This is a genomic window from Streptomyces hygroscopicus subsp. hygroscopicus, assembly GCF_001553455.1.
Lineage (GTDB): Bacteria > Actinomycetota > Actinomycetes > Streptomycetales > Streptomycetaceae > Streptomyces > Streptomyces hygroscopicus.
The window spans coordinates 1-21,516 of sequence record NZ_BBOX01000138.1 but is presented as its reverse complement, the minus strand read 5'-3'; the positions used below and the strand labels follow the sequence as shown (position 1 = coordinate 21,516).

17 protein-coding genes, 3 tRNA genes and 1 pseudogene are annotated in these 21,516 nt (G+C 69.2%); 4 read left to right on the top strand and 17 right to left on the bottom strand.

The window, feature by feature from the left end; all coding sequences use genetic code 11:
- Positions 1-268 precede the first annotated feature (268 nt).
- The 11 genes and pseudogenes from AXW62_RS45820 to AXW62_RS16200 all read right to left on the bottom strand — a co-directional run.
- A pseudogene (locus AXW62_RS45820) lies at positions 269-421 on the bottom strand (acyltransferase domain-containing protein); the annotation flags it as partial.
- 154 nt (positions 422-575) lie between these two features.
- Positions 576-4,475: a DNA-directed RNA polymerase subunit beta' gene (locus tag AXW62_RS16245; RefSeq protein ID WP_030835063.1), complete on the bottom strand. Its 3,900-nt coding sequence runs from the start codon at positions 4,473-4,475 to the stop codon at positions 576-578.
- Positions 4,476-4,575: 100 nt separating this feature from the next.
- Positions 4,576-8,058 (bottom strand): DNA-directed RNA polymerase subunit beta, encoded by a 3,483-nt coding sequence (gene rpoB, locus AXW62_RS16240; protein ID WP_030835059.1) that lies wholly within the window; start codon positions 8,056-8,058, stop codon positions 4,576-4,578.
- Between the two features lie 588 nt (positions 8,059-8,646).
- The gene (gene rplL, locus AXW62_RS16235; RefSeq protein WP_030835056.1) at positions 8,647-9,036 is read right to left on the bottom strand and encodes a 50S ribosomal protein L7/L12; all 390 of its coding nucleotides are present in this window, start codon (positions 9,034-9,036) and stop codon (positions 8,647-8,649) included.
- Between the two features lie 85 nt (positions 9,037-9,121).
- Positions 9,122-9,685, bottom strand: coding sequence for a 50S ribosomal protein L10 (gene rplJ / locus AXW62_RS16230; protein ID WP_060945182.1), 564 nt, complete (start codon positions 9,683-9,685; stop codon positions 9,122-9,124).
- 277 nt (positions 9,686-9,962) lie between these two features.
- On the bottom strand, positions 9,963-10,829 hold the full coding sequence (locus tag AXW62_RS16225) for an SCO4651 family lipoprotein (RefSeq protein WP_063817596.1): 867 nt from the start codon (positions 10,827-10,829) through the stop codon (positions 9,963-9,965).
- Between the two features lie 173 nt (positions 10,830-11,002).
- The gene (gene rplA, locus AXW62_RS16220) at positions 11,003-11,722 is read right to left on the bottom strand and encodes a 50S ribosomal protein L1 (protein ID WP_030835047.1); all 720 of its coding nucleotides are present in this window, start codon (positions 11,720-11,722) and stop codon (positions 11,003-11,005) included.
- Between the two features lie 95 nt (positions 11,723-11,817).
- On the bottom strand, positions 11,818-12,252 hold the full coding sequence (gene rplK, locus AXW62_RS16215) for a 50S ribosomal protein L11 (protein ID WP_020869305.1): 435 nt from the start codon (positions 12,250-12,252) through the stop codon (positions 11,818-11,820).
- Positions 12,253-12,417: 165 nt separating this feature from the next.
- Positions 12,418-13,263, bottom strand: coding sequence for a transcription termination/antitermination protein NusG (nusG, locus tag AXW62_RS16210; protein WP_060945180.1), 846 nt, complete (start codon positions 13,261-13,263; stop codon positions 12,418-12,420).
- Positions 13,264-13,345: 82 nt separating this feature from the next.
- Complete coding sequence (gene secE / locus AXW62_RS16205; protein WP_030835042.1) at positions 13,346-13,636, bottom strand: preprotein translocase subunit SecE; 291 nt, start codon at positions 13,634-13,636, stop codon at positions 13,346-13,348.
- Positions 13,637-13,743: 107 nt separating this feature from the next.
- Positions 13,744-13,816 (bottom strand) — tRNA-Trp (locus AXW62_RS16200).
- A 181-nt stretch (positions 13,817-13,997) separates the two neighbouring features.
- On the opposite strand from AXW62_RS16200, the gene AXW62_RS16195 reads away from it, so the two are divergent.
- Positions 13,998-15,236, top strand: a complete 1,239-nt coding sequence (locus tag AXW62_RS16195; RefSeq protein WP_060945179.1) for a pyridoxal phosphate-dependent aminotransferase — start codon at positions 13,998-14,000, stop codon at positions 15,234-15,236.
- Positions 15,237-15,387: 151 nt separating this feature from the next.
- Positions 15,388-16,401, top strand: coding sequence for an adenosine deaminase (locus AXW62_RS16190; protein WP_060945178.1), 1,014 nt, complete (start codon positions 15,388-15,390; stop codon positions 16,399-16,401).
- Between the two features lie 78 nt (positions 16,402-16,479).
- On the opposite strand, the gene AXW62_RS16185 is transcribed toward AXW62_RS16190, so the two are convergent.
- From AXW62_RS16185 to AXW62_RS16160, 6 genes are all read right to left on the bottom strand, one after another.
- The gene (locus AXW62_RS16185; protein ID WP_060945177.1) at positions 16,480-17,535 is read right to left on the bottom strand and encodes a UDP-N-acetylmuramate dehydrogenase; all 1,056 of its coding nucleotides are present in this window, start codon (positions 17,533-17,535) and stop codon (positions 16,480-16,482) included.
- 167 nt (positions 17,536-17,702) lie between these two features.
- Positions 17,703-18,137, bottom strand: a complete 435-nt coding sequence (locus tag AXW62_RS16180) for a MaoC family dehydratase (protein WP_060945176.1) — start codon at positions 18,135-18,137, stop codon at positions 17,703-17,705.
- Positions 18,134-18,604 (bottom strand): MaoC family dehydratase N-terminal domain-containing protein, encoded by a 471-nt coding sequence (locus AXW62_RS16175; protein ID WP_030835028.1) that lies wholly within the window; start codon positions 18,602-18,604, stop codon positions 18,134-18,136. The genes AXW62_RS16180 and AXW62_RS16175 overlap by 4 nt, the downstream gene beginning before the upstream one ends.
- An 83-nt stretch (positions 18,605-18,687) precedes the next feature.
- Positions 18,688-18,852 carry a 50S ribosomal protein L33 gene (gene rpmG, locus AXW62_RS16170; protein ID WP_009715907.1) on the bottom strand — a complete coding sequence of 55 codons (165 nt, stop codon included), beginning with the start codon at positions 18,850-18,852 and terminating at the stop codon, positions 18,688-18,690.
- Positions 18,853-18,939: 87 nt separating this feature from the next.
- Positions 18,940-19,012, bottom strand: a tRNA-Met gene (locus tag AXW62_RS16165).
- Between the two features lie 60 nt (positions 19,013-19,072).
- Positions 19,073-19,145: transfer RNA gene (locus tag AXW62_RS16160), tRNA-Thr, on the bottom strand.
- 324 nt (positions 19,146-19,469) lie between these two features.
- On the opposite strand from AXW62_RS16160, the gene AXW62_RS16155 reads away from it, so the two are divergent.
- Positions 19,470-20,747, top strand: coding sequence for an amidohydrolase family protein (locus AXW62_RS16155; protein ID WP_060945175.1), 1,278 nt, complete (start codon positions 19,470-19,472; stop codon positions 20,745-20,747).
- Between the two features lie 24 nt (positions 20,748-20,771).
- Positions 20,772-21,440, top strand: coding sequence for an SDR family oxidoreductase (locus AXW62_RS16150; protein WP_060945174.1), 669 nt, complete (start codon positions 20,772-20,774; stop codon positions 21,438-21,440).
- The last annotated feature ends 76 nt before the right edge of the window (positions 21,441-21,516 follow it).

Genomic DNA, 21,516 nt, shown 5'->3' with positions numbered 1-21,516 from the left:
GAACCGCCCCAGGCCGACCACGTCGTGGAGGTGCTGACCATGGCCGGGCTGCTGGCGGACGGCCACTTCCGGCATCCGGCCGCCCGCGCCGCCGTGCTCGACAACATCGCCGGGAAGGACCGCACCCGGCTGCACCGCCGGGCCGCCGGGCTGCTGTACCAGGAGGGCGCCCAGGCGACGACCGTCGCCGCCCACCTGATCACCTGCGACCAGACCGACGCGCCCTGGACGGTGCCGGTGCTGCGGGAAGCGGCGCCTCCACCTACCGACACCCATCCCCCAGCGACAACACCCCCGCCACATGCGCCGCCGCCAGCTCACCCACCGAATGACCCAACACCACATCCGGCACCACACCCCACGACTCCACCAACCGGAACAACGCCGCCCCCACCGCGAACAACGCAGGCTGAGCGACTCCGCCTACCAGGCCGAGCACTACCTGCGGGGCCGGGTGCTGCTGGCCGGCGACACCCCCGCCGGCCCCGACACCCCCGACACCCCCGCACACGCCGCCGGGCGGCCACCCCGCGAGGGGTGACCGCCCGGTGAGCGGTGCCTGGTCGATACCGGCCTTACTGGTTGTACGGACCGTAGTCGTAGTCCTCCAGCGGAACGGCCTGGCCGGAGCCCGTGCCGAAGGGCGAGTAGTCGATGTCGTCGTAGCCGACGGCCGAGTACATCGCGGCCTTCGCCTCCTCGGTCGGCTCGACCCGGATGTTGCGGTAGCGGGACAGGCCCGTACCGGCCGGGATGAGCTTACCGATGATCACGTTCTCCTTGAGGCCGATCAGGGAGTCCGACTTGGCGTTGATCGCCGCGTCGGTGAGCACCCGGGTCGTCTCCTGGAAGGACGCCGCCGACAGCCAGGACTCGGTCGCCAGCGAAGCCTTGGTGATACCCATCAGCTGCGGACGGCCGGAGGCGGGGTGGCCGCCCTCCTGGACCACACGGCGGTTCTCGGACTCGAAGCGCGAGCGCTCCACCAGCTCGCCCGGCAGCAGCTCGGCGTCGCCGGACTCGATGATCGTCACACGGCGCAGCATCTGCCGGATGATGATCTCGATGTGCTTGTCGTGGATCGACACACCCTGCGAGTTGTAGACCTTCTGGACCTCGCCCACCAGGTGCACCTGGACGGCGCGCTGGCCGAGGATGCGCAGCACGTCGTGCGGGTTGACGGCACCCACGGTCAGCGGCTGGCCGACCTCGACGTGGTCGCCCTCGCCCACCAGCAGACGGGCACGCTTGGAGACGCCGTACGACGTCTCGTCGGAGCCGTCGTCCGGGGTGACGACGATCTTCTTGGTCTTCTCGGTCTCCTCGATCCGGACCCGGCCGGCCGCCTCCGAGATCGGCGCGACGCCCTTGGGCGTACGGGCCTCGAAGAGCTCGACGACACGCGGCAGACCCTGGGTGATGTCCTCACCCGCCACACCACCGGTGTGGAAGGTACGCATCGTCAGCTGGGTGCCGGGCTCACCGATGGACTGGGCGGCGATGATGCCGACCGCCTCGCCGATGTCCACCAGCTTGCCGGTCGCCAGCGAACGGCCGTAGCACATGGCGCAGGTGCCGACGGCGGACTCGCAGGTGAGCACCGAGCGGGTCTTGACCGTCTCCACGCCGTGGCGGACCAGCTCGTCGATGAGCACATCGCCCAGGTCGGTGCCGGCCGGGGCCAGGACCTTCCCGTCGACGACGATGTCCTCGGCGAGGCAGCGCGCGTACACGCTGGTCTCGACGTCGTCCGCCTTGCGCAGCACGCCGTCCGCGCCCTTGGCCGCGATCTGCAGCTTGAGGCCGCGGTCGGTGCCGCAGTCCTCCTCGCGGATGATCACGTCCTGGGAGACGTCCACCAGACGACGGGTCAGGTAACCGGAGTCGGCGGTCCGCAGCGCGGTGTCGGCGAGACCCTTACGGGCACCGTGGGTGGAGATGAAGTACTCCAGCACGGACAGACCCTCACGGAACGACGCCTTGATGGGCCGCGGGATGGTCTCGTTCTTCGCGTTGGACACCAGACCACGCATACCGGCGATCTGACGCATCTGCATCATGTTTCCGCGCGCACCCGAGTCGACCATCATGAAGATCGGGTTGGTCTTCGGGAAGTTCGCGTTCATCGCCTCGGCGACCTCGTTGGTCGCCTTGGTCCAGATCGCGATCAGCTCCTGGGTGCGCTCGTCCTTGGTGATCAGACCGCGCTCGTACTGCTTCTGGACCTTCTCGTCCTGCGCCTCGTAGCCCTCGATGATGGCCTTCTTGGCCTCGGGCACGACCACGTCGGAGATGGCGACGGTGACACCGGAGCGGGTGGCCCAGTGGAAACCGGCCGCCTTCAGGTTGTCCAGCGTCGCCGCGACGATGACCTTGGGGTAGCGCTCGGCGAGGTCGTTGACGATCTCGGAGAGCTGCTTCTTGCCCACCGAGTAGTCGACGAACGGGTAGTCCTCGGGCAGCAGCTCGTTGAAGAGCGCCCGGCCCAGCGTGGTGCGCAGCCGGAAGCTGTCGCCCGGCTGCCAGGCCGGCTCGCCCTCCTCCGGCACCGGCGGGGTCCAGCTGCGGGGCGGCACCGTGCCCACGGGGAAGCGGATGTCGATCTTCGCCTGGAGCGAGAGCTCCCGGGCGTCGAACGCCATGATCGCCTCGGCGACCGAGCCGAAGGACCGGCCCTCCCCGCGGACCTCGCGCTCCTCCTCGTCGGTGGTGAGGAAGAACAGGCCCAGCACCATGTCCTGGGTGGGCATGGTCACCGGACGGCCGTCGGCCGGCTTGAGGATGTTGTTCGAGGACAGCATCAGGATGCGGGCCTCGGCCTGCGCCTCCGCGGACAGCGGCAGGTGCACGGCCATCTGGTCACCGTCGAAGTCCGCGTTGAACGCGGTGCAGACGAGCGGGTGGATCTGAATGGCCTTGCCCTCGACCAGCTGCGGCTCGAAGGCCTGGATGCCGAGGCGGTGCAGGGTCGGCGCACGGTTCAGCAGCACCGGGTGCTCGGCGATGACCTCTTCGAGCACGTCGTACACGACCGTGCGGCCGCGCTCGACCATGCGCTTGGCCGACTTGATGTTCTGCGCGTGGTTCAGGTCCACCAGGCGCTTCATCACGAACGGCTTGAACAGCTCCAGCGCCATGGCCTTGGGCAGACCGCACTGGTGCAGCTTGAGCTGCGGGCCGACGACGATGACCGAACGGGCCGAGTAGTCGACGCGCTTGCCGAGCAGGTTCTGACGGAACCGGCCCTGCTTGCCCTTCAGCATGTCGCTGAGGGACTTCAGCGGACGGTTACCGGGACCGGTCACCGGGCGACCGCGGCGGCCGTTGTCGAACAGCGCGTCGACGGCCTCCTGGAGCATCCGCTTCTCGTTGTTCACGATGATCTCGGGGGCACCGAGGTCGAGCAGACGCTTGAGGCGGTTGTTCCGGTTGATCACACGGCGGTACAGGTCGTTCAGGTCGGAGGTCGCGAAGCGGCCACCGTCCAGCTGCACCATCGGACGCAGGTCCGGCGGGATCACCGGGATGCAGTCCAGCACCATGCCGTTGGGGCTGTTGCGGGTCTGCAGGAAGGCGGAGACGACCTTGAGGCGCTTGAGCGCACGGGTCTTCTTCTGGCCCTTGCCGGTCCGGATGATCTCGCGGAGCTTCTCGGCCTCCTCGTCGAGGTCGAAGGACTCCAGGCGCTTCTGCAGGGCAGCGGCGCCCATACCGCCCATGAAGTACGTGCCGAAGCGGTCACGCAGCTCGCGGTAGAGCAGCTCGTCGCCCTCGAGGTCCTGGACCTTGAGGTTCTTGAAGCGGTTCCACACCTCGTCGAGACGGTCGATCTCGCGCTGGGCGCGGTCGCGCAGCTGCTTCATCTCGCGCTCGGCGCCCTCGCGCACCTTGCGGCGCACATCGGCCTTGGCGCCCTCGGCCTCGAGCTCGGCGAGGTCCGCCTCCAGCTTCTTGGCGCGGGCCTCCAGGTCGGCGTCGCGGCGCTGCTCGATCTGCTGGCGCTCGACGGAGACATGGGCCTCCAGCGAGGGCAGGTCGCGCGTGCGGCGCTCCTCGTCCACCCACGTGATCATGTAGGCGGCGAAGTAGATGACCTTCTCGAGGTCCTTCGGGGCCAGGTCGAGCAGGTAGCCCAGACGGCTGGGCACGCCCTTGAAGTACCAGATGTGGGTGACGGGGGCGGCCAGCTCGATGTGGCCCATCCGCTCGCGGCGGACCTTGGCGCGGGTGACCTCGACACCGCAGCGCTCACAGATGATGCCCTTGAAGCGGACGCGCTTGTACTTCCCGCAGTAGCACTCCCAGTCCCGGGTCGGACCGAAGATCTTCTCGCAGAAGAGTCCGTCCTTTTCGGGCTTCAGGGTGCGGTAGTTGATGGTTTCCGGCTTCTTGACCTCACCGTGGGACCACTGACGGATGTCGTCAGCGGTGGCGAGGCCGATCCGCAGCTCGTCGAAGAAGTTGACGTCGAGCACTTGTCGTCAATCCCTCTTTCAGGGTCGTGTCTTCGGGTCTGACTGGGGGTCCGGGGAGAGGCCGGGGCAGTCGCGGTACGAACCGCCCCGGCCAGACCCGTCAGACCTCTTCGACGCTGGTCGGCTCGCGCCGGGACAGGTCGATACCGAGCTCTTCCGCTGCGCGGAAGACGTCCTCGTCGGTGTCGCGCATCTCGATGGACATGCCGTCGGACGACAGCACCTCCACGTTGAGGCACAGGGACTGCATCTCCTTGATGAGCACCTTGAAGGACTCGGGGATGCCGGGCTCGGGGATGTTCTCGCCCTTGACGATGGCCTCGTAGACCTTCACGCGGCCGGTGACATCGTCGGACTTGATGGTCAGCAGCTCCTGGAGGGCGTACGCGGCGCCGTAAGCCTCCAGCGCCCACACCTCCATCTCACCGAAGCGCTGGCCACCGAACTGAGCCTTACCACCCAGCGGCTGCTGGGTGATCATCGAGTACGGACCGGTGGACCGGGCGTGCAGCTTGTCGTCCACCAGGTGGTGCAGCTTGAGGATGTACATGTAGCCGACGGAGATCGGGTCCGGGAACGGCTCGCCGGAGCGGCCGTCGAAGAGCCGGGCCTTGCCCGAGGGCAGCACCATGCGCTCGCCGTCGCGGTTCGGCACGGTGTGCTCGAACAGACCCGCCAGCTCGTCCTCACGGGCGCCGTCGAAGACCGGGGTGGCGACGTTGGTGCCGGGCTGGACCTCGTCCGCGCCGATCGACTTCAGCCGCTTCATCCAGTCCTCGTCGCCCTCGACCTTCCAGCCCTGGGAGGCCAGCCAGCCGAGGTGGATCTCCAGGACCTGTCCCGGGTTCATCCGGGACGGGACGCCGAGGGGGTTGAGGATGATGTCGACCGGGGTGCCGTCCTCCAGGAACGGCATGTCCTCGACCGGCAGGATCTTCGAGATGACGCCCTTGTTGCCGTGGCGGCCGGCCAGCTTGTCACCATCGGTGATCTTGCGCTTCTGCGCCACGTAGACGCGGACCAGCTGGTTCACGCCCGGCGGCAGCTCGTCGCCCTCCTCGCGGTCGAAGACGCGCACGCCGATGACCTTGCCGGTCTCGCCGTGCGGCACCTTCAGCGAGGTGTCACGGACCTCACGGGCCTTCTCACCGAAGATCGCCCGCAGCAGGCGCTCCTCCGGCGTCAGCTCGGTCTCACCCTTCGGGGTGACCTTGCCGCAGAGGATGTCGCCGTCGCGGACCTCGGCGCCGATGCGGATGATGCCGCGCTCGTCGAGGTCGGCCAGGACCTCCTCGGAGACGTTCGGGATGTCCCGGGTGATCTCCTCGGGGCCGAGTTTGGTGTCCCGGGCGTCGACCTCGTGCTCCTCGATGTGGATCGAGGAGAGGACGTCGTCCTGCACCAGACGCTGGCTGAGGATGATCGCGTCCTCGTAGTTGTGGCCCTCCCACGGCATGAACGCCACGAGCAGGTTCTTGCCGAGCGCCATCTCGCCGTCCTCGGTGGACGGGCCGTCGGCCAGCACCTGGCCGGCGATCACCCGGGCGCCCTCGTCCACGACGACCTTCTGGTTGAAGGAGGTGCCCTGGTTGGAGCGGGAGAACTTGGCCACCCGGTAGGTGGTGTAGGTGCCGTCGTCGTTGGCCACCGTCACGTAGTCGGCGGAGACCTCCTGGACGACACCGTCCTTCTCGGCCTTGATGACATCGCCGGCGTCGACCGCGCAGCGGTACTCCATGCCGGTGCCGACCAGCGGGGACTCCGCCTTGATCAGCGGCACGGCCTGGCGCATCATGTTCGATCCCATGAGCGCGCGGTTGGCGTCGTCGTGCTCGAGGAACGGGATCATGGCGGTCGCGACCGACACCATCTGGCGCGGCGAGACGTCCATGTAGTCCACCTCGGAGCCGGGCACGTAGTCGACCTCACCGCCACGGCGGCGGACCAGGACCCGGTTCTCGGCGTAGGTGTTGTCCTCGGCCAGCGGCGCGTTCGCCTGGGCGATGACGAAGCGGTCCTCCTCATCGGCGGTGAGGAAGTCCACCTGGTCGGTGACCACACCGTCGACGACCTTGCGGTACGGGGTCTCCACGAAACCGAACGCGTTGACCCGGCCGTAGGAGGCGAGCGAACCGATCAGACCGATGTTCGGGCCTTCCGGGGTCTCGATCGGGCACATCCGGCCGTAGTGGGACGGGTGCACGTCACGGACCTCGAAGCCCGCCCGCTCACGGCTCAGACCGCCCGGGCCCAGCGCCGACAGACGGCGCTTGTGGGTCAGACCCGACAGCGGGTTGGTCTGGTCCATGAACTGGGACAGCTGGCTGGTGCCGAAGAACTCCTTGATGGAGGCGACGACCGGCCGGATGTTGATCAGGGTCTGCGGCGTGATCGCCTCGACGTCCTGCGTGGTCATGCGCTCGCGGACGACGCGCTCCATACGGGCCAGACCGGTGCGGACCTGGTTCTGGATGAGCTCGCCGACGTTGCGCAGACGACGGTTGCCGAAGTGGTCGATGTCATCGGTCTCGACCACGATCGACTGGCCGTTCTCGCCGATCGTCTCGGTCTCCCCGGCGTGCAGCTTGACCAGGTACTTGATGGTCGCGATGACATCGTCGGTGGTCAGCACGCCGGCGTCGAGCGGCTGGTCGGCGCCGAGCTTCTTGTTGACCTTGTAGCGGCCGACCTTGGCCAGGTCGTAGCGCTTGGGGTTGAAGTAGAGGTTCTCCAGCAGCGTCTGCGCGGCCTCACGGGTCGGCGGCTCGCCCGGACGCAGCTTGCGGTAGATGTCGAGCAGCGCGTCGTCCTGGCCCTGGGTGTGGTCCTTCTCCAGGGTGGCGCGCATGGACTCGTACTCGCCGAACTCCTCGAGGATCTGCTCGGTGGTCCAGCCGAGCGCCTTGAGCAGGACGGTCACGGACTGCTTGCGCTTGCGGTCGATGCGGACACCGACCATGTCGCGCTTGTCGATCTCCATCTCCAGCCAGGCACCCCGGGACGGGATGATCTTGGCCGAGAAGATGTCCTTGTCGGACGTCTTGTCGATGGAGGAGTCGAAGTAGACACCGGGAGAACGGACCAGCTGCGAGACGACGACACGCTCGGTGCCGTTGATGCAGAAGGTGCCCTTCGGGGTCATGAGCGGGAAGTCGCCCATGAAGACCGTCTGGGACTTGATCTCGCCGGTCTCGTTGTTGGTGAACTCGGCCGTGACGAAGAGCGGAGCGGCGTAGGTGAAGTCACGCTCCTTGCACTCGTCGATCGAGTTCTTCGGCGGCTCGAAACGGTGATCACGGAAGGTCAGGGACATCGACCCGGAGAAGTCCTCGATCGGGGAGATCTCCTCGAAGATCTCTTCCAGACCGGACTTGGTGGGGACGTCCTGACCGCTGTCCAGCGCAGCCTCGACGCGAGCCTTCCACGCGGCATTGCCGAGCAGCCAATCGAAGCTCTCGGTCTGCAGCGCGAGGAGGTTCGGAACCTCGAGAGGCTCCTTGATCTTCGCAAAGGAGATGCGCAGCGGGGCGGTGCTGGCGCCATTGTTCGTATTGGCAGTCGAGGCGTTGCGCGAGGCGGCCAAGAGGGGGTCCTTCCGAGGGCTCGGACTCACTACGCGCGTACCGGTCCCACCGCGAACTCATGGATGAAATCCCTGGTCAGGGTGTTTCCATCGGTAGTGCTCGAAGGTGGGTATGCCCCTGGTGACGGGCAGGGAGCAGCTAACAGGCAGCGCAAAGGGTCAGTGTAGCCACTTGGCACACTGATGTCCAGCGCCGAGTTTCTGAGACCGGCAGTGCCAATCTCTCCCTCCGGTGAGGGGGCGCGCCCCTCGTTGTCTTCATACGCCCTGTTGGCAGCCCAAGCGCTCGATGCGCATATCGATACTGCCCGCTCCGCCGACGATCCATGCCTCGGACTTACGGATCGATGTGACGTCGCGTCCTGAGAATTGCGCGCTGCGTGCCGTTCGTCAAGGCCCCCCACTCCGGCGAGATCGTCACAGGGCGTGGCGACGGGCAACGAAGATCACCATACCTCCACAAGCCCGTAAGGCAATGCAGCCGTCACGGAAGCGCCGAAGGGCGACCACCCGAACGGGTGATCGCCCCTGGCGTGAATCAGACCTCGCCGCCCCCGCGCTACCGGCGTGTGGCGGCGGGCCGTGAGATCACTTGACCTCGACGGAGGCGCCGGCGCCCTTGAGGGACTCGGCGGCCTTGTCGGCCTGCTCCTTGTTGACCTTCTCGAGGACCGGCTTCGGGGTGCCGTCGACGAGGTCCTTGGCCTCCTTCAGACCCAGCGAGGTCAGCTCCCGCACGACCTTGATGACCTGGATCTTCTTGTCGCCGGCGCCGGTGAGGATGACGTCGAACTCGTCCTTCTCCTCCTCGGCCGGGGCAGCGGCGCCCGGGGCACCCGGAGCGGCGGCGACGACGGCGGCCGGGGCGGCGGCGGTGACGTCGAACTTCTCCTCGAAGGCCTTCACGAACTCGGAGAGCTCGATGAGGGTCATCTCCTCGAACTGCGCGAGCAGGTCTTCCTGGCTGAGCTTCGCCATGATGGCGGTCCTTCCACTAATTCGGCAGGTGGTGCCGGATGTACATGTCGGCGGGCTTCCGGGCCCGCTGCGACCGGGGCCTTGACTACTCGGCGGCCTCGGCCTCGGCGGGAGCCGGGGATTCGGCACCGCCCTGCTCGGCCTGCTTCTGCCGGAGCGCCTCGGCGGTCCGGACGAGCTTGGACAGCGGGGCCTGGAAGAGCGCGGCAGCCTGGGACTGCTTGGCCTTCATCGCACCCGCCAGCTTGGCGAGCAGCACCTCACGGGACTCGAGGTCCGCGAGCTTCTTGATCTCGTCGGCGGACAGCGCCTTGCCGTCAAGGACACCGCCCTTGATGACGAGAGCGGGGTTCTCCTTGGCGAAGTCACGGAGACCCTTCGCCGCCTCGACCGGGTCACCGGTCACGAAGGCGACGGCCGACGAACCCGAGAACAGGTCGTCGAGCTGGTTGATCCCGGCCTCGTTGGCCGCGATCTTGGTCAGCGTGTTCTTCACCACACGGTACTGAGCGTTCTCACCGAGCGAACGGCGCAGCTCCTTGAGCTGCGCGACGGTGAGACCGGTGTACGCGGTCACGACAGCCGCGTTGGAGCTGCGGAACTTCTCCCGCATCTCGTCGACGGCTGCGACCTTGTCAGGACTCGCCATGAGCCTCGGCCTCCTTCCGGGTGATGAGGACCGCTTCGGCCTGAAGGAAGGAGACTGAGACAACGCGAAAACGCCCCGGCGCAGGCGCTCGGGGCGTACTCGACCGATACGGACCCGCGGCCCGTTCCGGGAGTGCAACCACAGTCACCTACGCAGGTCGTCCGCAGCTAGCGGATCCTTCAGCCACCGCTTCCCCTTCCGGGGGCACGGCGACAACCAGCGGTCTTTGGCTTCTGTAGGAGACTACGCGAACGGGCCGCGGCCAGGCAAATCGGCTCTACTGCTGGAGCATGTCCTGGAAGTCCACGGTGTCCGAGGAGGATGGCTCGTCGACCGTCACCGCGGTGCCGTAGTCCGTGTAGAAGACCGTGGAGTCATAGGCGCCGTTGTTGCTCTGCGCCTGCTCACGCTTCTTCACCAGCAGGTTCTGGCCGTCCACCCACAGGTCGATGGTCTCGGTGTCCATGCCCGAGGTCTCCAGCTGCTTCTGCAGGGCGTCCAGGTCCGACTGGCTCAGCTCCTTGGACTGCATCTTGGCGATCTCGGAGACCTTGACCGTGCCCGTGTAGTGCGTCGCCTTGACGCCCTTCACGTCCTCGGTGCCCACGCTCTTGACCTTGCCCGTGGCCAGCAGCAGCTCCACCGAGCGGGAGGGGTTGTTGTTCTGCATCTGGTCCTTCAGGAAGGCGCCCGAGGGGCCCGCCTTCTGGGCCAGCACGTCGTAGTCGTACTTCACCCAGTGCTTGCCGCCGCCGGCCTGCGCGGCGAACTGGTCACCCATGTTCAGGAACATCGCGTCCGGCGTGTAGCGGGCGTCCATCGGCTTGCCCTCGACCGGGGAGGAGGCGACGGCGCCGCCGCGCTGGGTGATGGACATGTTGGCCCGGATGCCGTTGGACCAGTCCATCGCGCCGGACATCTGCGAGTTCTGCTCGCCCATCTTCGTGGTGCCCTCGACCTTGGCCGAGTGCTTCTTGTCCGTCTGCTGCGAGGCCAGCTTGAGCGCCGCCAGCGGGCTCATCGCGGACTGGCCGCTCTTCTCGCCCGTCTTGTCGCCGGCCTTGTCGTCGCCGGACTTGTCGCTCCCGCACGCGGTGAGGCCAACCATCAGAGCGACGCTTCCGGCGGCTATGGCCCATCGCATACCGACATGAGTACCGCGCACGGTTCCCCCTAGTTTTTATTTCTCTTTTACGTCTGTGCAGAGTGCACTGTAGCGGAGGGGGCCGACAACGGAACGCGCCGGGCCCCCGCATCATCGACGAGATGCGGGGGCCCGGCGGTTGCACACCGTGGTGCGCCGGTTCAGGGGCGGCCTCAGACGGCCTCTTCCTCGACCAGCAGGTTGCGGGTGCGGTTGGCGTCCAGCGGGATGCCGGGGCCCATCGTGGTGGTCAGGGTCGCCTTCTTGATGTAGCGGCCCTTCGCGGCGGACGGCTTGAGACGGTTGATCTCCTCGAGCGCCGCGGCGTAGTTCTCCACCAGCTGGGCCTCGTCGAAGGACACCTTGCCGATGATGAAGTGCAGGTTGGCGTGCTTGTCGACGCGGAACTCGATCTTGCCGCCCTTGATGTCCGTGACCGCCTTGGCCACGTCCGGGGTGACGGTGCCGGTCTTCGGGTTCGGCATCAGACCACGCGGACCGAGCACCCGGCCCAGACGGCCGACCTTGCCCATGAGGTCCGGGGTGGCGACGACGGCGTCGAAGTCCAGACGGCCCTTGGACACCTCGTCGATGAGCTCGTCGGAGCCGACGATGTCGGCGCCGGCGGCCTCCGCGGCCGCAGCACGGTCACCGGTCGCGAAGACCAGGACCCGGGCGGTCTTACCGGTGCCGTGCGGCAGGTTCACGGTGCCGCGCACCATCTGGTCGGCCTTGCGCGGGTCGACGCCCAGACGCATGGCGACCTCGACGGTCGCGTCGAACTTGCTCGTGGAGGTGTCCTTCGCGAGACGGACGGCCTCGAGCGGGGCGTAGGTGCGCTCCCGGTCGATCTTGGCGTCCGCAGCGCGGAGGGTCTTGCTGCGCTTGCTCACTGTTGCTCCTGATGTCTGTGGAGTTCGTGGTCCGGGCCAGCGCTTGGCCCTGCCACACGTGGCCGCGGGGGCTGTCGGCCCTCGCTACGGAGGTGTCAGCCCTCGACCGTGATGCCCATGGAACGGGCGGTGCCGGCGATGATCTTCTCGGCGGCGTCCAGGTCGTTGGCATTCAGGTCGGGCATCTTGGTGGTGGCGATCTCACGCACCTGGTCGCGGGTGATCTTGGCGACCTTGGTCTTGTGCGGCTCGCCGGAGCCCTTCTCCACGCCCGCGGCCTTGAGGATCAGCTTGGCGGCCGGCGGGGTCTTGGTCACGAAGGTGAAGGAGCGGTCCTCGTAGACCGTGATCTCCACCGGCACGACCATGCCACGCTGCGACTCGGTCGCGGCGTTGTAGGCCTTGCAGAACTCCATGATGTTGACGCCGTGCTGACCCAGCGCGGGGCCGACCGGCGGGGCCGGGTTCGCGGCGCCGGCCTGGATCTGGAGCTTGATCAGCCCCGTGACCTTCTTCTTCTTGGGAGGCATGCTCTCTCCGGGTCCTAGTGAGAGGGTGTTCGCCTCCGAACCGGATCATCCGGATGGAGGCATACCGCACAACGATAACGGGTATAGCTGTGCGCCTTAAAACCGAGCAGGTCAGACCGGCCGCGAAAGCCCGTCTGACCTGTTCGGAAGTTCTCGTATGAGCTCTTAGTTCTTCTGGATCTGGTCGAAGCTCAGCTCGACCGGGGTCTCGCGGCCGAAGATCTCCACCAGACCCTTGACCTTCTTCGAGTCGGCGTTGATCTCGTTGATCGTCGCCTGAAGGGTCGCGAACGGGCCGTCGGTGACCGTGACCGAGTCGCCGACCTCGAAGTCCAGCACCTGGACCTCGACCTTGCGGCTCGGCGCCGGCAGGCCGCTCTCCTCGGCGGCGGCCTTGGCGGCCTTCTCCTCGGCCTCGGGGGCGAGCATCTTGACGATCTCGTCCAGGGTCAGCGGGTACGGGTCGTAGGCGTTGCCCACGAAGCCGGTGACGCCCGGGGTGTTGCGGACGACACCCCACGACTCGTTCGTCAGGTCCATGCGGACGAGCACATAGCCGGGCAGCTTGTTCTGCCGGACGTTCTTGCGCTCGCCGTTCTTGATCTGGACGATCTCTTCCTCGGGGACCTCGGCCTGGTAGATGAAGTCCTCGACGTTGAGCGAGACGGCACGCTGCTCCAGGTTGGCCTTCACGCGCTTCTCGTAGCCCGCGTAGGTGTGGATCACGTACCACTCACCGGGCAGCCCGCGCAGCTCCTCGCGGAGCGCCTCGACCGGATCGGCCGCGGCCTCGGCCGGAGCCTCCTCCAGGTCTTCGGACTCGGCCGCGTCGGCCTTCTCCGCCTCGATGGCGTCCTCGCCCTCGACGTGGAGCGCCTCCTCCTCGGCCGGCGCGCCCGCCGCGGCGTCGGCTGCTTCAGCCTGGTCGGAGTCCGCCGCCTCGACGATGTCGAGCTCGTCCTCACGGGACTCGACGGGCTCGGCGGCGTCGTTCAGGTTCGGGTCAGACACGGTGGCTGCTTCTTCCTGGCTTCAAAGGGGTGGAACGTGCGAAAGAGGCGACGCCGGGCGGCGGCCGCCTTTCGCGGGGGTCTCAGCCAAAGACGTACTTGATGGCGTTGTTGAACCCATAGTCAATCACGGTCACGATGCCGATCATGATGACGACGAAAACGATCACCACACTGGTGTACGTCGACAGCTGGCTGCGCGTGGGCCAGACGACCTTCCGCAGCTCAGCGATGATCTGGCGGTAGAAAAGCGCAAGCCGACCGAACGGCCCCTTCTTGGCACGCTTACCACCACGACGACCCCGCTTGGTCGCCACCTCGTCCTCGGGACGACCGCTCTCAGGCGTCGCGGTGGAGCCAAGGGCTTCCGTCACTCGTCCTCACCTGAATCCGGGTCGTGGCCGTGCCGCGTCCGGCCCGGCCGCACAGCGGTGCTTGTCCTTGCGTACGCATGCACGCACCCTGATCAACGTGCGTGTAGCAGGGCCGGAGGGACTTGAACCCCCAACCGCTGGTTTTGGAGACCAGTGCTCTACCAATTGAGCTACGACCCTTTGCGGCACTCCCAACCTACCGCATACACCCGGCTGCACGGAGTGTGCGGTCGGATGCGGCTGTTGATCGGCCAACGACGGATGAGTGTACGTGCTTGACGGCCGGGCGTCGAACGAGAAGCGCGCGAAGTCTCCGCAAACCCGTGTGCCGCCCATTTCTCCCGTCTGCGACGATGCATGCATGACCGCTGCTACTCCCCCAGTACAGTCCCCGACCGAACGGCGGGTATCGGCCCGGATCGGCTCGATCTCCGAGTCCGCGACCCTCGCCGTCGACGCCAAGGCCAAGGCCCTCAAGGCCGCGGGCCGTCCGGTGATCGGTTTCGGCGCGGGCGAGCCCGACTTCCCCACGCCCGACTACATCGTCGACGCCGCGGCGGCGGCCTGCCGCGATCCGAAGTACCACCGCTACACCCCGGCCGGCGGGCTGCCCGAGCTCAAGGCGGCGATCGCCGCGAAGACGCTGCGGGACAGCGGGTACGAGGTCGAGGCGGCCCAGGTCCTGGTGACCAACGGTGGCAAGCAGGCCATCTACGAGGCGTTCGCCGCGATCCTCGACCCGGGCGACGAGGTCATCGTCCCCGCGCCCTACTGGACCACCTACCCGGAGTCGATCCGGCTGGCCGGCGGTGTCCCGGTGGAGGTCGTCGCCGACGAGACGACCGGCTACCGCGTCTCCGTCGAGCAGCTGGAGGCGGCCCGCACCGAGCACACCAAGGTGCTGCTCTTCGTCTCCCCCTCCAACCCCACCGGCGCCGTCTACAGCCGTGAGCAGATCGAGGAGATCGGCCGCTGGGCCGCCGGGCACGGGCTGTGGGTGCTGACCGACGAGATCTACGAGCACCTGGTCTACGGAGAGGCGGAGTTCCACTCGCTGCCGGTCGTGGTGCCCGAGCTGCGCGACAAGTGCATCGTGGTCAACGGTGTCGCCAAGACCTACGCGATGACCGGCTGGCGGGTCGGCTGGATCATCGGCCCCAAGGACGTCGTCAAGGCCGCGACCAACCTCCAGTCGCACGCCACCTCCAATGTGAGCAATGTCGCTCAGGTCGCCGCGCTGGCCGCCGTCTCGGGCGACCTGGACGCCGTGGCCGCGATGCGCGAGGCGTTCGACCGCCGCCGCCGCACCATCGTGCGGATGCTGAACGAGATCGACGGCGTGGAGTGCCCGGAGCCGGAGGGCGCGTTCTACGCCTACCCCTCGGTCAAGGGGCTGCTCGGCAGGGAGATCCGCGGCAAGCGGCCCGGGACCACCGTCGAGCTGGCGGAGCTGATCCTGGAGGAGGCCGAGGTCGCGGTGGTGCCGGGTGAGGCGTTCGGCACCCCGGGCTATCTGCGGCTGTCCTACGCGCTGGGCGACGAGGACCTCGTCGAGGGCGTCTCCCGGGTGCAGAAGCTGCTGGGCGAGGCGCGCGCCTGAGCCGCGTCGATCGCGTCCGTCGCGTCCGCCCGGGCGCGCGGCGGAACGGGCCGGAATCCGCGGAGGCGGATCCGGCCCGTTCCGCCTCAGCACACCCCCCGTTCGGGGAAAGCGGGTACCGGCGTATCCGGTCGTACGGCAGTATCTGCAGATGGCACGCGATGTACACCTGCTCCCCAAAGCGCATCTGCACCTCCATTTCACCGGCTCCATGCGCCCCGGAACCCTCCTCGAACTCGCCGACAAGTACGGCGTCCACCTGCCCGAGGCGCTGAGCGGCGGCGAGCCGCCGAAGCTGCGCGCCACCGATGAGCGCGGATGGTTCCGCTTCCAGCGGCTGTACGACATCGCCCGGTCCTGCCTGCGCGAGGCCGACGACATCCGGCGGCTGGTGCGCGAAGCGGCCCAGGAGGACGTGCGGGACGGGGCCCAGTGGCTGGAGATCCAGGTCGACCCCACCTCGTACGCCCCGCGCCTGGGCGGGCTGATCCCGGCGATGGAGATCATCCTGGACGCGGTCGAGAGCGCCTCCGCGGACACCGGTCTCGGCATCCGGGTGCTGGTCGCCGCGAACCGCATGAAGCATCCGCTGGAGGCGCGCACCCTCGCCCGGCTCGCGGTGCGCTACGCGGACCGCGGGGTCGTCGGCTTCGGCCTCTCCAACGACGAGCGGCGCGGTTTCGCCCGCGACTTCGACCGGGCCTTCGCCATCGCCCGGGACGGCGGGCTGCTGGCGGCGCCGCACGGCGGTGAGCTGTCGGGCCCCAGCAGCGTGCGGGACTGCCTGGACGACCTCGGCGCGGTCCGGGTCGGCCACGGGGTGCGCGCGGCGGAGGACCCGCGGCTGCTCGCCCGGCTCGCCGAGCGCCAGGTGACCTGCGAGGTGTGCCCGTCGTCCAACGTGGCGCTCGGGGTCTACGAGAAGCCGGAGGACGTCCCGCTGCGGACGCTGTACGACGCGGGGGTGCCGATGGCGCTCGGCGCGGACGACCCGCTGCTCTTCGGCTCACGGCTGGCGGCGCAGTACGAGCTGGCGCGCAAGCACCACGGCTTCACCGACGCCGAGCTGGCGGAGCTGGCGCGGCAGTCGGTGCGCGGTTCGGCCGCCCCGGAGGAGGTCCGGCGGCGGCTGCTGACGGAGATCGACGACTGGCTGGCGGGCTGAACCCCCACCTACGGATCTCCGGAGGTGGCTGAACCCCCACCTACGGATTTCCGGAGGTGGGGGTTCACAGGCTCAGGTTCACAGGCTCACGCCGACCGTCACCGGCTCGTTGACCAGGGTCACCCCGAAGGCGTCCCGGACCCCGGCCACCACCTCGCGGGCCAGGGCCAGCAGGTCCTCGGTCGTGGCCTCGCCCCGGTTGGTGAGGGCGAGCGTGTGCTTGGTGGAGATGCGGGCGGGGCCGGTGCCGTAGCCCTTGCCGAAGCCCGCCTTGTCGATCAGCCAGGCCGCGGAGGTCTTGATCAGCCCCTCGCCCGCCGGGAAGGCGGGCGGCGCGGCCTCCGGGCCGAGGCGTTCGGCGACGCGGGCGAGGAAGGCGGCGTAGGCGTCCTCGGTGAGCACCGGGTTGGTGAAGAACGACCCCGCGGACCAGGTGTCGTGGTCCTCCGGGTCGAGCACCATGCCCTTGCCCGCGCGCAGCCCCAGGACGGTCTCGCGGGCGACGGCGGCGTCCACCCGGTCCCCCACCTCGACGCCGAGCACCCGCGCGGTCTCGGCATACCGGACGGGGGCGGACAGCCCGCCGGCGTCCTCCAGCCCGAAGCGGACCCGGAGCACCACATGGCGGTCGGGCTCGGCCTTGAAGCGGCTGTGGCGGTACGAGAAGGCGCATTCGGCGTTCGGGAGGGTGACGACCTCGTCGGCGCGGCGGTCGTAGGCGATCACCTCGGTGATCGTGGCGGCGACCTCCTGGCCGTAGGCGCCGACGTTCTGAATCGGCGTCGCCCCGGCGGAACCGGGGATTCCGGCGAGGCATTCGATGCCCGCGAGCCCCGCCCGGACCGTACGGGCCACGGCGTCCGACCAGTTCTCGCCCGCGGCGAGCTCCAGGCGGGTGCCGTCGAGGGTGAAGCCGCTGGTCGCGATGTGCAGGGCGGTGCCGTCGAAGCCCTTGTCGGCGATGACCAGATTGCTGCCGCCGCCGATCACCAGCAGCGGGGTCCCGGCCGCGTCGGCCTCCCGGACCGCGGCGATCACCTCGTCATCGGTGGTGGCCGTGATCAGCCGGTTGGCCGGTCCGCCGAGGCGGAAGGTGGTGAGGGGCGCGAGGGGGGCGTCGTGGAGTTCCTGCACGCGCTCAAGAGTACGGGGGCGCCTCCTGGGGCCTACGGGGGTGGCCGCCTCCCGTACGGGAAGGCCGGGGCCGGGCGGCTGTGAGGCCCGTGAGGGGGCCCGGACGGGCCTCACACGCTCCCGCGTGCCGCCATCCGCCCGTGGGCCGCTCCCGCGCGCTCCAGGGCTCAGGCGAGCCGCACCACGGCGCGGGCCCGGCCCAGCACCTTCTGGCCGGCGCTCGTCGCCGTGATGTCGAGGCGCACCGTACGGGCCTCGTCGTCCAGCTTGGCGGCGACCTTGGCACCGATCTCGATGACCGCGCCCTTGTCGTCGTTGGGGACGACGACCGGCCTGGTGAAGCGGACGCCGTACTCGACGAGGGCGCCGGGGTCGCCGGCCCAGTCGCTCACCACCCGGGCCGCCTCGGCCATGGTGTAGGCGCCGTGCGCGATGACGTCGGGGAGGCCGACCTCCTTGGCGAACGTCTCGTTCCAGTGGATCGGGTTGAAGTCGCCCGACGCGCCCGCGTACCGCACGAGGTCGGCGCGGTTCACCCGGAACTCGCGCACCGGCACCTCGGTGCCGACCTCCACGGCGTCATACGAGATCCTGGCCGTCATCTGCTCTCCTCCACCTCTGCGTCGGCGGCGCGGGCCACCAGCGTCGTGAACGACGTCGCCACATGATCACCTGCTTCGTCGTGGACCTCACCGCGGACGGACAGGATGTCGTTGCCGGCCAGCGACTTGATCGAGTCGATGGCCGAGGTGACCGTCAGCCGGTCCCCCGCGCGGACCGGGCGGGTGTACTCGAACCGCTGGTCACCGTGGACCACCCGGCTGTAGTCCAGTCCCAGCTGCGGGTCCTCGATGACCTGTTTCCCGGCCGCCTTGAAGGTGATGGTGAAAACGAACGTCGGCGGGGCGATCACATCGGGGTAGCCGAGGGCGCGGGCCGCCTCGGGGTCGGTGTAGACCGGATTGGTGTCGCCGAGGGACTCGGCGAATTCCCGGATCTTCTCCCGGCCGACCTCGTACGGGGCGGTGGGCGGGTAGCTCCGTCCCACGAAGGACTGGTCGAGCGCCATCGGCGCACACCTCCTGCGATTGGATGACCAACGAAACGAGGCCGCCCCCGCGAGTGGGGGCGGCCTCGAACGAGAGCTTATTGCTATCGCGTCTCACGGTGCGCGGTGTGCGCGTTGCAACGCGGGCAGTGCTTCTTGATCTCAAGACGATCCGGGTCGTTGCGCCGGTTCTTCTTGGTGATGTAGTTCCGCTCCTTGCACTCCACGCAGGCCAGCGTGATCTTCGGGCGGACGTCGGTGGCAGCCACGTGAGTGCTCCTTGACGAACGGACTAGGGGATTAACGCAGAAAGAGTAGCCGATCGAAGGACCGACCCCACAATCGGCTACTGTCAGTAGCGGTGACCGGACTTGAACCGGTGACACAGCGATTATGAGCCGCTTGCTCTACCGACTGAGCTACACCGCTGCGATGCGATTCGACTCCCCGCTCGACCAGCGTAGCCGAACGGGAAACCTCACACATCAGAGCCCCAATACGGAATCGAACCGTAGACCTTCTCCTTACCATGGAGACGCTCTGCCGACTGAGCTATTGGGGCGAGCGATGAAGACATTACACGCTCGGCCGCCGAAGGTGAAATCCGTAGTGGCTCGCCGTCACCCTGGACTCATGCACCACACCGGTACGACTATTCGGCTCCTCCGTGAAGTCCTCCGCGAAGCCGCCCGCACCGCGTCCTAGGCTTCGGATCGCACCCGCGTGATCTTGGCTGCGCACGCGTCCGGCACGTGCCCCGCACGCCACCCGTCGCATGCTCGGCGCGTCACCCGTGGCGCCCCGGCGTCACCGCCGGCGCCCTCGTCACGCACCCGTCGCGCGCCCCTGTGCGCCCCGCGTACGCCCTGCGAATCCCAGGAGTGCGATGCCCGAGAGCCAGCAGCAGCCGCACCAGCCGCCCAGGAACGGCGACGCGCCCCCCGAGCCCGCCGCGCTGGTGCTCGGCGGCGCCCGGCTCGCCGACGGGCGCACCGTGGACGTCCGGCTCAGCGGCGGCCGGATCGAGGCTGTGGGCACGGCGGGCAGCCTGGTCCCCGGCCCCCGGCTGGACCTCGACGGCTATCTGCTGCTCCCCGCCCCCGCCGAACCCCACGCCCACTGCGACACCGCCCTTACGGCCGACGTGGCGGGCCCGGTCCCCTGCGCCCCCGGGGACGTCCAGCGCCGCACCGTCGAGGCCGCCCTGCTCCAGCTCGGCCACGGGGCCACGGCGCTGCGCACCCACGTCCGCGTCGGCGGGGTGCACGGACTGCGCTCCCTGGAGGCGGTCCTGGAGGCCGGCCGGACCCTGCGCGGGCTCATGGAGGTGAGCGCGGTGGCGGTGCCCCGGGTGCTCACCGGCACCGCGGGGGCCGACGGGCTGGCGATGCTGCGCGACGCGGTGGGGATGGGCGCGGCGGTCCTCGGCGGCTGCCCCGACCTCGACCCGGACCCGACCGGCCACGCCGAGGCCGTCCTCGACCTCGCCGCCCGCCACGGCTGCGCCGTCGATCTGCACACGGACGGCGATGACCCGGCCCGGCTCGCCCGGTTCGCGGCGATGGCCGGCGGACTGCGTCCGGGCGTCACCATCGGCCCCTGCGGAGGGCTGTCCCGGCTGCCCGGGACCATGGCGGGGCGGATCGCCGAGCGGCTGGCGGCGGCCGGGGTGACCGTCGTCTGCCTCCCCCAGGGCGACTGCGCCGCGGTGGAGCACCAGGGCGTCCGCGGAGCGCGCGCCTGCGCCTGCGCGCCGGTGCGGCTGCTGCGCGCGGCGGGCGTCCGGGTGGCCGCGGGCAGCGGGGCGCTGCGGGACGCGGTCAATCCGGTCGGCCGGGGCGACCCGCTGGAGGCCGCCTTCCTGCTGGCGTCCCGGGGTGGGCTGCGGCCGGAGGAGGCGTACGAGGCGGTGTGCGGGCGGGCGCGGGCCGCGATGGGGCTGGCCGAGGTGCGGGTGGAGGCCGGATTCCCCGCCGAGCTGCTCGCGGTGCGCGGGGACGGTCTCGCGGGGGCGCTCTCGCTCGCGTACAGCAGAGTCGTGGTGCACCGGGGCCGGGTGGTGGCCCGTACCAGCGCGGTACGGGAGTACTGCGACTCGGCGGCCGCGGTGGCGCTCGACCTGCCCCGGCAGGCGCGGCCGCCGAGCGGCGGCGAGCAACAGTAGGCCGCACGGCGTACGGTCGGGATCATGCGCATTGTGATCGCTGGTGGACATGGACAGATCGCGTTGCGGCTGGAGCGGCTGCTCACCGCACGCGGAGACGAAGTGGCGGGCGTCATCCGCAAGCCGGAACAGGCGGGCGACCTGCTGGCGTCGGGCACCGAACCGGTCGTCTGCGACCTCGAGACGGCCGCGGCGGAGGACCTGGTCAAGCATCTGGAAGGCGCGGACGCGGCGGTCTTCGCCGCCGGGGCGGGCCCCGGCAGCGGTGCCGCCCGTAAGGAGACCGTGGACCACCGGGCCGCGGTGCTCTTCGCGGACGCGGCGGAACAGGCGGGGGTCCGGCGGTTCCTGCTCGTCTCCTCGATGGGCACCTCCCAGGAGCCGCCGCCCGGCACCGACCCGGTCTTCGCCGCCTACCTGCGCGCCAAGACCGCGGCCGAGAACGACGTCCGCGCCCGGGACGGCCTCGACTGGACCGTGCTGCGCCCGGGGCGGCTGACCGACGACCCGGGGACGGGCCGGGTGGAGCTGGCCGAGCACACGGGCCGGAGCGAGGTCACCCGCGACGATGTGGCGGCGGTCCTGGCCGCCCTTCTGGACGAGCCCCGCACGGCGCACCGCACGCTGGACCTGGTCAACGGCGGGACGCCGGTGGTGGAGGCGGTCCGGGCGGTCGCCGGACAGCGGAGCTGAGGGCCGGGCCGGTTCCGGCTGAGGGCCGGGCCGGTTCCGGCGGCGGGCCGGGCCGGTTCCGGCGGCGGGCCGGGCC